At 46.6% G+C, this 12577-nt stretch carries 10 protein-coding genes; all 10 read left to right on the top strand.

Features of this window, described 5'->3' with window-relative positions:
* Positions 1–229 precede the first annotated feature (229 nt).
* The 10 genes from P1P89_19615 to P1P89_19570 all read left to right on the top strand — a co-directional run bounded on the left by P1P89_19615 (position 230) and on the right by P1P89_19570 (position 12204).
* Complete coding sequence (locus P1P89_19615) at positions 230–1327, top strand: efflux RND transporter periplasmic adaptor subunit (protein MDF1593721.1); 1098 nt, start codon at positions 230–232, stop codon at positions 1325–1327.
* The gene (locus tag P1P89_19610) at positions 1324–4470 is read left to right on the top strand and encodes an efflux RND transporter permease subunit (protein MDF1593720.1); all 3147 of its coding nucleotides are present in this window, start codon (positions 1324–1326) and stop codon (positions 4468–4470) included. The genes P1P89_19615 and P1P89_19610 overlap by 4 nt, the downstream gene beginning before the upstream one ends.
* 462 nt (positions 4471–4932) lie before the next feature.
* Positions 4933–5379 carry a nucleotidyltransferase domain-containing protein gene (locus tag P1P89_19605; GenBank protein MDF1593719.1) on the top strand — a complete coding sequence of 149 codons (447 nt, stop codon included), beginning with the start codon at positions 4933–4935 and terminating at the stop codon, positions 5377–5379.
* On the top strand, positions 5351–5791 hold the full coding sequence (locus P1P89_19600; GenBank protein MDF1593718.1) for a DUF86 domain-containing protein: 441 nt from the start codon (positions 5351–5353) through the stop codon (positions 5789–5791). The genes P1P89_19605 and P1P89_19600 overlap by 29 nt, the downstream gene beginning before the upstream one ends.
* A gap of 711 nt (positions 5792–6502) precedes the next feature.
* The gene (locus P1P89_19595; GenBank protein ID MDF1593717.1) at positions 6503–6955 is read left to right on the top strand and encodes a nucleotidyltransferase domain-containing protein; all 453 of its coding nucleotides are present in this window, start codon (positions 6503–6505) and stop codon (positions 6953–6955) included.
* Positions 6952–7380, top strand: coding sequence for a DUF86 domain-containing protein (locus P1P89_19590; GenBank protein MDF1593716.1), 429 nt, complete (start codon positions 6952–6954; stop codon positions 7378–7380). Before P1P89_19595 ends, P1P89_19590 begins: the two co-directional genes overlap by 4 nt.
* A 182-nt stretch (positions 7381–7562) precedes the next feature.
* Positions 7563–8120 (top strand): ORF6N domain-containing protein, encoded by a 558-nt coding sequence (locus P1P89_19585; protein ID MDF1593715.1) that lies wholly within the window; start codon positions 7563–7565, stop codon positions 8118–8120.
* 645 nt (positions 8121–8765) lie between these two features.
* Entirely contained in the window at positions 8766–10001 is a 1236-nt protein-coding gene (locus P1P89_19580; protein ID MDF1593714.1) for a hypothetical protein, read from the top strand.
* Positions 10002–10283: 282 nt separating this feature from the next.
* Entirely contained in the window at positions 10284–11042 is a 759-nt protein-coding gene (locus tag P1P89_19575) for a hypothetical protein (GenBank protein MDF1593713.1), read from the top strand.
* 391 nt (positions 11043–11433) lie between these two features.
* Positions 11434–12204, top strand: a complete 771-nt coding sequence (locus P1P89_19570) for an FkbM family methyltransferase (protein MDF1593712.1) — start codon at positions 11434–11436, stop codon at positions 12202–12204.
* Positions 12205–12577 lie beyond the last annotated feature (373 nt).

Below are 12577 nucleotides of genomic sequence, written 5' to 3'. Positions count from 1 at the left end.
TGTCCGTCTACCCGACCCTTTTGTTCTTTCGTTTCCGTTATCAAATCCCGCTGAATCCCTCACCGAGAATTCCTGGGTCAGGCGCTAAATCCTTGACGATTACTTGATTAAGCGATAAAAAGATTTCTTTATAAAATTATTGCAATCTGCTCAAGCGTGGATAGTTCAACCGGACAGGTGATGCTGCCGTCGCTTTCAGAATGCAAATGAAGGATAACCGAGGTGTTTGATGGGACAGCTACAACCGAAGGGGTCACAGATAAGACGGCAGACAGCTTTGCTGCCGCTGATATTTTTCAGTTATTTTGCAATTATCGCGGGGCTGGCAGCAGGTCAGCAAGGGCCTCCCAAAGTGCCGGTGAAAGCCGCTCAGGTTACCCAGGGATTGGTATCAGAGCAGATTTCGCTGGTGGGGACCGCTGAAGCCATCGCCGTCAGCACGGTGGCTGCGGAAGTTTCCGGTATCGTGGAGTACTTTCCGGTCAAGGAAGGGAGCGCTGTCAAGCGGGGCGACTTGCTGGTCCGGTTAAAGGATACCGATCTGCGGCTGCGCCTCAAAGCGGCCCAGGCCGCAAAAGTCGTTATACAGGCAAATCTTGAAAATGCGCTAAAGGAACTCCAAAGAATCAGCAAGCTGCGGGAAACAAAAAGTATTTCAGAGACCCAATATGATAACGCTTTTTATGCGCACCTGGTTTTGGAGAAGCGGCTGCTGCAAAGCGACGCTGAAATGGAGCAGATTGAGTATGAAATCAGCCGGAAAAAGGTTCTGGCGCCTTTTCCCGGGATTGTCGCCCATGAGCATACCCAGGTCGGGGAGTGGATCAATCCGGGCGGGGCGATCGTTACGCTGCTGGATCTGGGGGAAATCCGCCTTACGGTGGATGTGCCGGAGCGATATGTTGTGAACCTGACGTCCGATAGCCGGGTGAGTGTCTTGATTAAAAGCATTTCATCCGACCCGATTTCCGGTCGGATTTATGCCATTTTACCCCGGGGAGATGCGGCCGCCCGAACCATTCCGGTGAGGATCAGCATGGGCAATCCGGGTCTGAAAATCAAGAGCGGTATGGAGGCTGTGGTGACGTTCAACCTGGCCAACAAGAAAAATGCGCTGCTGGTTCCCAAAGATGCCGTTGTGATGTCCGGCAGCGACCGGCTGGTTTTTAAGGTTCTGAACGGCCAGGTGGCTCCGGTCATGATAACCATCCTGGGATACCATAACAGCACGGTTGCCGTTGAGGGAGATTTAAAGCCGGATGAATGGGTGGTAACCCGCGGCAATGAACGGCTCCGGCCGGGACAAACGGTTGAGATTGTGCCATGAAACTCGTCGACACGGCCATAAAAAAACCGGTGACGGTGACGGTGGGCGTTATTTTGCTGGTACTTTTCGGCCTGATATCGCTTTACAGGATTCCGATCCAGCTGACACCCAATGTGGACCTGGCTGAAATATCCGTTGAGACCGTCTGGCGCGGGGCCAGCCCCCTTGAAGTGGAACGCGAAATCGTCGATGTCCAGGAAAAAGAGCTCAAAAACCTGGAAGGTCTCAAGGAAATTAAAAGCGAAAGCCGGGACAGCCTGGCGTATATTAATCTGCTGTTTGAAATCGGCACCCGAACGGATGAGGCCCTGCTGCGGGTTTCCAATAAGCTGGATCAGGTTCAAAAATATCCGGACAATATGGAAAAGCCGATTATTAAATCCGGTGGAAGGCGTGAGCAGGCCATTGCGTGGATCATATTGAAGGCCTTGGATGGTTACACAGGCGTCTTACCCCAAGAATACGATTTCCTGGACGAATATGTCAAACCGCGCTTCGAAAGAATCTCGGGGGTTGCTTCTTCCAATATCTACGGCGGTAAAGAGCGCGAAATGCAGGTGATTGTCGACCCGAAGGCCCTGGCTGCCCGTAAGATATCCATCCCGGAACTGATGCGGGCGCTGGATATCGAAAACAAAACCATCAGCGCCGGGGATTTTGACGAAGGCAAGCGGCGCTACATTGCCCGTACGGTGGGAGAATACACGGGCGAGTCCGATATTGAAAACGTCATCATCAAGCGGGTCAACGGCATACCGGTTACGGTAAAAGACGTTGCCACCGTTTCCCTCGGGTTTCAGAAAGCAGACGTTGTCATGAGAAACGTAGGCATACCCACTATCGTCATGAATGCCGTGCGCGAACCCGGCTCCAATGTGCTGGTGGTCATGCAGAAACTGCGGGAGAGTATCGATGAGCTGAATAAAGGCCTATTGAAAGACAGGCGGCTTAAGCTGGAACAGGTTTATGACGAAACCGGTTATATTTACAGCGCCATCAATCTGGTGCGAAAAAACATTCTGGTGGGCGGCAGCCTGGCGGTGCTGGTGCTGCTGGTGTTCTTATGGAATTTTGCCAGTACCGTGATCGTATCTGTCGCCATTCCCATCAGCGTCATCGGAACATTTCTGGTGATGACGCTGCTGGGGCGCAACATCAATGTGGTGAGCCTGGCCGGCTTGAGCTTTGCCGTTGGGATGGTGGTGGACAACTCCATTGTAGTGTTTGAAAACATCTTCCGCCACCGGGAGATGGGAAAGACCCGTCTGCCGGCGGCCTATGACGGTACGGTGGAGGTCTGGGGAGCGGTACTGGCCAGCACGCTGACCACGGTTGCGGTCTTTTTACCTGTTATTTTTGTGCAGGAAGAGGCCGGGCAGCTCTTCCGGGATATCTCCATCGCCATCAGCAGTGCCGTGCTGCTCAGCCTGCTGATTTCCATCACAGCGATACCCTCCCTTTCGGCACAGATTTTGGGAAAAGTAAAGGAGGAGAAAGCAACCAAAAACAGATCTTGGACGCCGGCCGGGATCGCCCGTGGATTTGTCAATATCATAGCGAAATTTGTTTACTGGATGTGCGGCTATATAACCGTTCGACTGGGTGTTATTATTCTGTTGATATCCTTTGCAATCGGAATGGCCCTGTTTTTGATGCCGAAAACCGAATACCTGCCGGAAGGCAACCGCGAAATGCTCTTCGGCATTCTGCTGCCGCCGCCGGGTTATAATCTGGCGGAACTGGAAAAGATCGCTGAGGTTGTGGAAGCGGACATCTTACCGTTGGTTGAGAACGGACAGACGAGCGAATTGGCCCGGGAGCTGAAGCTGCCGCCGGTGAAGACTTTTTTTTATGTTGCCTGGGGGCAGCAGGTGTTTATGGGCATCATTTCAAAAGTCCAGGAACGCACCCGCGAGCTGCTCCCTTATGTCTACAATACCCTGCGGAAAATTCCCGGAATGATCGCGGTGGTGGTGCAGCCCGGCTTGTTTGAACAGGGGATCGGCGAGGGCCGGGCGATCGAGATCGAAATAAAAGGACCGGACCTGAACAAACTGATCGAACTCGGCAAACAGATCTTCGGCGGTGCCATGCAGGTCTTGCCCCAGGCACAGGTCCGGCCCATTCCGGGGTTGGATTTGGGGAATCCCGAACTGCGGATCTTCCCCAACCGGGACCGTTTAACCCGTCTGGGGATGACCACGAATGATCTGGGCACCACCGTCAATGCGCTGGTGGATGGGGCCAAGGCCAGTACCTATCGGCTTTACGGCGATGAGATCGACCTGGTTGTCAAGCGGGCAAACGACAGCAAGGAACGAACCCAGGACCTTGCCGGTTTGCCCGTCATTTCCCCGGGGGGAGAAAAAGTAACACTGGGATCTCTGGCAGACATCCGATTGGAAGAGGGGCCGACCCAGATCAACCACATCGATTCAGAGCGGGCCATTACGATCCAGGTGATTCCGCCCCGGGAGATATCTCTGGAAGCTGCCATGGATATGTTGAACGAACGGGTTGTTCTACCGATAAAAAAGAGCGGCACGCTATCAAGCCTTTACAACATTCATATGGGCGGAACGGCTGATAATCTCACCCGCACCCGGCTGGCCCTGCAGTGGAATTTTATCCTGGCTATCGTTATCTGCTATCTGCTGATGGCCTCTCTGTTTGAAAATTTTTTCTACCCCTTGATCATCATGTTCAGCGTGCCGTTGGCTGCGGCCGGCGGCTTTATCGGCATTTTTCTGGTCAACCGTTTTATCGCCTATCAGCCCTTGGATATTCTGACCATGCTGGGCTTTGTCATCCTGGTGGGCACCGTGGTCAACAACGCCATCCTGATCGTGCATCAATCCCTGAATAATATCAGGGACGGCCACATGACGCCGCGGGATGCCATTGCCGAGTCGGTCCGCACCCGCATCCGACCGATCTACATGAGCACCATTACAACGGTGTGCGGCATGCTGCCGCTGGTGTTGTTTCCGGGGGCCGGTTCCGAGTTCTACCGCGGCCTGGGCGGGGTCATTGTCGGCGGCCTGCTGATCTCCACGGTGTTTACCATATTCCTGATCCCGGCCCTGCTGAGTCTTACGCTTGACATTGCCGCAGGGGTCAAAAGAATATTTTCCCGACAGTAAAGGGCGGAACCGCGTAACAAATCAACAAGTCAAACTGTTTGGATTAGGCCTGCCATAGTTTCTTAACTTTCTATTATATCAATGTGTTATTATAAATTAAACTTGCGTAGGTATTTGACATAATGTATGAAAATACCTTCAATGCCAAACTGTTCAGAGAACAATTGTGCTATTTTGACGACGTTGATCGCTCGGAATCGATTGATTATATGGCCATTGCTCCAGGTGATAGTGAAATTCGATCGTTCCTTGAGGTTGTTGCTATAAAAATATAGTTATTGGCTTTTCATAAAATGTCATTCCGGCAAAAGCCGGAATCCAGTCTATTTTAAGTATTAATTAACGTTTGCGTAACCATTAAATTTTATATATAATACAAACGAGTTTTTTTATAAACCTCACGATTCGTCTATCGGACGATAGAGCAGAAAGCAAATACGAATGATCCGAGAAGGAAAACCATTGCCGGCTGACGTAAAAGAAAAAGTGCCGGTCGTTATAGAAGCGGTATCCAATGATCCGGATATTGTTGCACTGTATGCATTCGGAAGCCTTTCAGACAATGCGCTCAGACCACTCAGTGATTTGGATTTCGGTGTTCTGCTCTCCTGCCGTTTAGAAAAAAAACAGCGCTTTGAAAAGCATCTGGAACTTATCGGCCTATTCACTTCAACCTTGCGAACCGAAGAGATCGATCTGGTGGTTCTGAATGATGCGCCAGCACGGTTTTCTTTTCATATTACGAACAGCGGTACGATTTTATACTGCCGTGACCGATCCGCGTTAATTGATTTCATTGAAATGACAAGAATGCTTTACCTGGATTTCAAGCCATTCCGCGAAAGTTTCGACAGGGAGTTTTTACAGGGCATCGGCTATCATGGACGAGCGAATCAAGGAGCACCTTAAACACCTTCATCGTTACTTGCTGCTACTAGAAGATGCTAGAAAAATTCCTTTTGAAAAATTTCAAAAGGACCTCATCTCTCGTGGCAGTGCGGAGCGGTACCTTCATCTGGCGATTGAAAGCTGCCTGAACATCGGTAACCGCTTACTGGCTGTTTCCCAACTGGAAAAGCCGGTGAAACCGCCCGAAACCTATGCGGATATTTTCAAGGAGTTATACCATCTCGGGGTTCTGGAAGACTGGGGTTTCATGGAACGGTTGATGCAGATGGCTAAATTCAGAAACCGCCTGGTTCATCTGTATTGGGAGCTTGACGAACATGCCGTGTATGAGATACTGCAAAAACACCTTACGGATCTGCACCTGTTTAAGCAAACAGTTGTCGATTATATGAACCACCGGGGTGAGAACTGATAGACCGATTGATTGTAAAATCTTCATGCCGCCTTTGTAAAATTTCAATATACGTATTATTTAAGTCTCTTATATTGTAACGAGATGATCCCCTCCCAATGTTATATAAAGCATAACCTTCTAATTTTTTTATAAAAAATAAAAATAAAGTTTGACATAGTTATCATTTATTATATATAATAGCTACTGAATTTTAGACTTGGGAAAATGGGGCCTTTTTTATCTTATTTTGAATAATAACATCAGGTTAATTGGCATCCGAGCATGTAATTAACAAAGCGGAGCTGTTTATAAAGGCAGTAGAACGCCTGTAAAAATTAAAACTCCTAATGATTAAATATACCCAACTTCCGAAAAATATAGGGCTTCTTTGACACAATGGGGAAAATGCAAAGTTCATAAATATTGTCGTCCATCATTATGATAAAGTGGACGCAGTTATAGTCGTTAACATTCTAAAAAGGCATATTGGCGATTGAAAAATTGTTGAAGGCTTTGTATGTTGTAAAACATGAAACTAATGAAAATGGCAGCAAATATCGATGATCGCATTGAGCCTCATCCCTTTAGAGTAGAGGACTTTGATAGCAGCAATCCATTGGCAAGCGAGATTCAAAAGCATGGTATTTGTGTGTCCTAAAGACAGACGGGTGACGGGAGGCAACAGTCAGTTGTCATCAATAGACAGCTGTCTCTACCGCTATAATCAAAATGAATAATTCCAATATCGATATTGTTAAAAACACCGCTGAAACAATTGCAGAAACAGTCCGGCGTGAGGACCGTATTGTTGCGGTTTATATTTTCGGGTCGTCTTTAAGTGGCGCCTGTAAAAAAACTTCCGATGTGGACCTGGCATTTCTTATGGACGAACCGCATTACGCCTCAGACCCCGTCAAAGTGGTTTCACCGGCATTTATGATTGCTACCCGTATCGGGATGTCGCTTGCTAAGAAAACCGATGTCACGATTTTAAACAATGCGTCCCTTGAGATCGCCTATGAGGTTATAACCACAGGCCGTTGTGTCTATGAGAACGATCAGGATCGGCGACTGGCGTACGAGTGTAAAATTCGTGGTCTTTACTTTGATTTTATGCCGTTTATCGATAAATTACGATCTGAAAACCTGGAGCGTCTGCTGAATCAATCGGGTGGATCATGAAATCGATCGCACGAAAAATAAATTTGCTTCTGGAGCGGTTGGCTCGCTTGAAGTATATAGCAGGTGAACTCAAATCATTCGTGGATTATGAAAAGTCCATGGATAAAAAGGACATCGTTGAAAGAGGAATCCAAATTTCCATTGAAACCTGTCTTGATATCGGCAAAATCATCATTTCAGGAAAAGGGCTGCCTGAACCAAAGGATAACAAGGGCATATTTGTCGTACTTGCCCAAGCGGGCCTTATCAGTGATGCAAGCTTGAATTTTTTGGTTCCAATGGCCGGCGCCAGAAATGTTCTCGTTCATGGTTATGACAAAGTGGATGATGCCCTTATTTACGGAGTATTGAAGAATCATCTTAATGATTTTGACCGATTCATCACCGAAATCCGACAAGGCCCTTTCAGCGATCATGGTGGATGAAACCAAATGGTAACAAAATTCACCGGGACTCAGACGACATTTCAATCAGAACCTAAAACTTTTTCTATCCATGTGGCCCCTGCCTGCCCCGTAGGTGCATTGCATCGTACTGGGGTGAGAGATACAAAGTATTTGTATCAATTTATGAAAAAATCCCTGTAAATTTACGTGAGAGATAAAAAATGAACGGCATCATTCCCATTGAAAACATCACCGGTTTAATTTACCTGATACGCGGCAAAAAGGTTATGCTGGACCAGAATCTTGCCGTACTTTATGGTGTCGAAACAAAGAGATTGAAGGAACAAGTAAAAAGGAATATTTATAGATTTCCGGAAGACTTTATGTTTAAACTTTCCAAAAAAGAATATGAAAACTTGAGGTCGCAATTTGCGACCTCAAGCTGGGGCGGCACTCGATATGCGCCAATGGCTTTCACAGAACATGGTGTATTGATGATATCATCTGTTCTGAAAAGCGACAAGGCAATTCAGGTCAATATTCAAATAATGCGGGCATTTACAAAACTTAGACATCTTATATTGGATAATGTTGAACTTCGCAGGGAAATTGAAAATCTCAGAGCGGATACGAATGGAAAATTCCGGATTATTTTTGAAACTCTTGATCAACTATTGACCGTGGAAAGTAAACCAAAAAAGAAAATCGGGTTTACGGTGAAAGAGAAAAAGGCGAGATATGGAAAACACGGTAATCGGCAAAATGATAGCAAAGTATGAAATCATAGACGTCCCCATGGCGTCCAAAGAAAATGGTGAAACTAAAGCTTAACAAGGGTCAAAAGTAGACTTTACCCCTGAACCTCCTGGGTTTATAATCTTTCAGAAAAAGCGGTGATAATTTCAGCAAATTCTTGATTAATAACCAATACTACAACCGCATATCAGCCATGCAAGAGGCTCATTTTGAGGTGTCCAACCCGGTTATTTAATTACCGGGCGCACCTCACCGCCGTATACGGCGGCAACACCCAATATTTTCAACCCTCTTGGTGGGAATATGACATAGAGTAGATGTTATATTAGGTAAAAACAATATGTTAAAATAATATGTTTTTTATGAGTATGGGAAGTAAAAAAGAAGTGATTGAAAAATAGTTTTTTGATAATTCTGCAAAGGTTTCCCTGCCCAAGCCGGAGATAGGGGATATCGAGCTGTGAAAAACTTGATTACGATGATCTGCCTCATCGGAAGCAAACTCGAATTTAGGTTACACACATGAAACAGCAAGAAACCAATTATTGTTCGTGCCGCTAACCTTAAAAAGCATTATAAGTGCCCTAGAACTGAGCCGTGCGTCTGCCTATGGCATTATAACAATAGGGTGGCATTTTCTATCGGGACCTATAAGCGCACTCCTGATAATGTCTCTCTTTACGCCAGAATTACAGGGATATTATTATACGTTCGCCAGCGTCCTGGCGCTCCAGATGTTTTTGGAGCTTGGCTTAGGCCCCATAATCACTTATTTTGCCGCCCACGAGTGGGCAAAGCTATCCTTTGATAAAAAGGGTTATATTACGGGTGATAGCCGCGCGCTTTCCCGCCTGATCAGTCTGGGGCACTCATCATTACGCTGGTATCTAATGGGCGGTGGAATTATTGCATTTGGTATCAGTTCTGGAGGTTATTTCTTTTTTTTACAATCGCCGGATGTAGGAATAAATTGGGTTGTGCCTTGGTTTAGTCTCAGTGTCCTCACCGGCGTAATATTTGTTATGACGCCCGTCTGGGCGATATTAGAGGGCTGCAACCAGGTCTCTCAAGTCTACTCCTTTCGGATGGTCAACACCGTTTTAGGGACAATCGCAACATGGTCTTCTATATATCTTGGTGCCGCCCTTTGGACAGCCTCGATTTCTTCCGGAGTTTTTATTCTCTCATCAGCCTTTTTTCTTCTGTGGCGCTATTATAATTTTATAAAATCATTTATTTCCAGGCCGTCTGGCCCGCGTGTAAGCTGGTCACAGGAAATCTGGAAAATACAGTGGCGAGCAGCAATTACTGCAGTCGGTAACTATTTCTCTTTTTATTTTTTTACTCCAGTGCTTTTTCACTTTCATGGCCCGGCGATCGGTGGGCAATTTGGTTTATCAATGAGCATTGTACTTACTATTGCCAGTGTGTCAGCGATGTGGAGTAAGCCCCGGGGGCCTCAGTTCGCCGTAATGATTGCTAATAAGGAATACAAAGCCCTCGACAGTCTGCTCTACCGTATCATAAAGGTGTCAGTCGTCATTTTATTTTTTGGTACTCTGACCGTATGGTTATTTGTATATGGTTTAAATATCATTAATCATCCCTTTTCTTCACGCATAATTGCACCATTGCCGCTCGCATTGTTCCTTATCGGAGTGTTGTTAGGTAATGCTTCATATCCAACATCTGTATATCTGCGCGCACATAAATGTGAACCATATGCTATGCTCACCATTGTTAATGCAGTTGTAACGGGTTCTTTATCCTTGGTTTTGGGTATCAAATATGCGGTAATTGGCGTAGCCGTAGCATATTTGATGACCACCAGTCTTATTCTATTACCCTGGCAGCTGGCAATTTTCTTACGCAACAGAAGAGAATTTTTATCTCGCATGGTTTAATATTAGGTATAGGTAATTTGGCCCGTTTATTGAAGTTCATAGGTCCTCCAGAAGTATGAATTTGAAGAAAATAGGGTTCATCCGATTGGTGCGATTTATTAAAAATGTGTTTTTTCCGAAATCAATAGACCTTCCATTCTCATATGAATACGAAAACCGTTTTGTCCCGTGCTTTCACCAGGGAAGAGCAATGCCTTATCAAAGATTCTACTATGAGAATGTGCTGAATATGCTTCCAGACTGTCCCCGCGCGGTGCGATCTGGTAAGATAGGCTCGCAAAGATGAAACTGAGAAACCTTCTTCCGTCGGATATCCGCACCCTTCCGAGAGCACACGTCAGAAAACGAATCGAGCATGAGTGCGGGGGGCGAATCCTCGGCGGTCCCTTTTTTGGAATGAAGTATGTTGCGGATAGCATTAACGGCATCTATCTGCCCAAACTGCTCGGCACATACGAGATTGAACTGAAACCCGTTCTGCAGAAGATCAGCGATTCTCTGAAGCCCGATGTGGTGTTGAATGTCGGGGCCGCAGAGGGATATTATGCGGTCGGCATGGCCCTCCTGACGGGAGCCACGGTCTGCGCGTTCGAGATGGAGGCGCGGGGCCGGGAGCTGATCGAAGTTCTTGCCAGAAGCAACGGGGTCGGTGAAAAGGTGCATGTCCGCGGTCGTTGTGATGTGGAATCGCTGCGCCAAGAGCTCACCGCCACCGGCCGCATTCTGCTGATCATGGACGTGGAAGGGACAGAGAGAGATCTGTTAGACCCCGAGGCATTAGCTGGCCTGCGCGGGGTGCACATTCTTTTGGAACTTCACGATTTTGTAGATCGCGACATCGGAAGGACCATTACAGAACGATTCCGTTCTTCTCATGATATCGAGGAGATCTGGGAAAGAAGGCGCGTCATGGCGGATCTGCCGATCCGCGTATCGACCTTGGAACGGATTTTCCTGCATAGGTTCTGGATGGGTGCGATGTCGGAAAGGAGGCCGGAACGTATGCGATGGTTCTTCATGTCTCCAAGAGCTTCTGGGTGAGAAGCGCGGGCATGAGGGGGGCATACGATGGAACGCTCACGACTCATGCTAATTGCGCGGCTTGTGCTTGCGGGATGTGTGCTCACATAAGGGGCTCATAATATAGTGGAGTCTTTGTCCGGATCTATGATGATCATTTCTCAAGGCAGTCCAGATTCTGGCGACCTTGTCTGGAGAATGTAATTTTCCGATATCTCGATAGCGGTGATCTGCGCATCGGCTTTGACCAGGTAAAATGCAAAGAAAGATTACGCTCTAAATCAGCGACATGAAAAAACCATCGCGATCCATTAAATATATTCTGAAGCGACTGCTTAAACCTTTAATCAAAGGGGGATTTACTTTTTTCCCTAAGATATTTATCGAGTGGGCGGTGCGATATAGACGGTCTATGATCGACTATTTGCCGCCTGGCAGGCATTTCATTTTCAATAAATATCTGGGTGACATTTCTGTCAATATTGATACGACTTACAACATAGAAAAAGAAATGCTCACGAGGTTCTATGATCTTGAAACAGCCGCGATCATCGAAAAGTGCGTGAAGCGGGGAGATGTCTGCTTTGACATTGGCGCAAATGTGGGGGCCATCAGCTTTGCACTTGCGAAAAGAGTTGGTGCCCACGGAAAAGTGTACGCTTGTGAACCTGGTGGGTTTCTTTTTAGACGACTTGTCGACAACATTCGCTTGAATTCTTTATATGAAAATATCATTTTTCCTTTCAATGTGGGATTTTCCGACAACAAAGAAGTCCGGTTTTGGAACGAGGATAAACAAAATAGGGGCAACGCAGGTTTCCTGTTTTCTGATTCGAACCAGAATGAACGCATTGAACTTATTCCTCTTGATCAGTTCTATAAAGATCAGGGTTTTGATCGGGTAGACTTCGTTAAGATCGATGTGGAGGGAATGGAATATGAAGTGATAAGGGGTGCCGCACAAACGATCAAGAAATACAAACCTATACTCTGGTATGAGACTGGTTACTTCGAAAAGGGCTTCTGGGCTGAGTTTCTCCGAGGTGAGAAAGTAGTACTGGCAACGGAGCAATTTCTTCGCGGGATGGGCTACAGATTCTACAAGCTGGATTCGGGAACGATTGTCGAAACAAGATACCCCGATCTTAAATACAACACGCTTGCGGTATGTGAAAGATCCTAGTATTATTAAACATTTTATTTCTCGTGTATAAGAGGTTTAAAAAACTGTCTGGGTTCCTGATTTTATAATATTGTAAAATTTTCAGAAAGAGCGAGGAGATAATTTCAGAAAATTTGTATGATTGATAGTCGATGTTACGGCCCCATATCAGCCCCCCCACGAGGCTTATTTCGAGGTGTCCACCCCGGTATTTGGTTACCGGGCGCACCTCGCCACCTTATACGATGGCAACGCCCAGGGTTTTTAACCTCGTGTGATATTATACGCTGATTGTCGGAACCAGCCGTCAAATTATTTTTACTGGGTATGCAGTTAACTCAACCGCCCACTATATGTAGAGGGTTACCTCCAATAATCATTTGGCGCGACACAG

This window comes from Desulfobacterales bacterium, assembly GCA_029211065.1.
Taxonomy (GTDB): domain Bacteria; phylum Desulfobacterota; class Desulfobacteria; order Desulfobacterales; family JARGFK01; genus JARGFK01.
Note: the sequence above shows the minus strand (reverse complement) of the source record. Positions and strands in the feature narration are given on the sequence as shown.

What these genes read in the sequence shown, in the direction of transcription:
- P1P89_19610 (MDF1593720.1), top strand. Translation starts at nt 1,324, where the DNA reads ATGAAACTCGTCGACACGGCCATAAAAAAACCGGTGACGGTGACGGTG.
- P1P89_19615 (MDF1593721.1), top strand. Translation starts at nt 230, where the DNA reads ATGGGACAGCTACAACCGAAGGGGTCACAGATAAGACGGCAGACAGCT.
- P1P89_19600 (MDF1593718.1), top strand. Translation starts at nt 5,351, where the DNA reads ATGGACGAGCGAATCAAGGAGCACCTTAAACACCTTCATCGTTACTTG.
- P1P89_19595 (MDF1593717.1), top strand. Translation starts at nt 6,503, where the DNA reads ATGAATAATTCCAATATCGATATTGTTAAAAACACCGCTGAAACAATT.
- P1P89_19570 (MDF1593712.1), top strand. Translation starts at nt 11,434, where the DNA reads ATGATCGACTATTTGCCGCCTGGCAGGCATTTCATTTTCAATAAATAT.
- P1P89_19580 (MDF1593714.1), top strand. Translation starts at nt 8,766, where the DNA reads ATGTCTCTCTTTACGCCAGAATTACAGGGATATTATTATACGTTCGCC.
- P1P89_19575 (MDF1593713.1), top strand. Translation starts at nt 10,284, where the DNA reads ATGAAACTGAGAAACCTTCTTCCGTCGGATATCCGCACCCTTCCGAGA.
- P1P89_19590 (MDF1593716.1), top strand. Translation starts at nt 6,952, where the DNA reads ATGAAATCGATCGCACGAAAAATAAATTTGCTTCTGGAGCGGTTGGCT.
- P1P89_19585 (MDF1593715.1), top strand. Translation starts at nt 7,563, where the DNA reads ATGAACGGCATCATTCCCATTGAAAACATCACCGGTTTAATTTACCTG.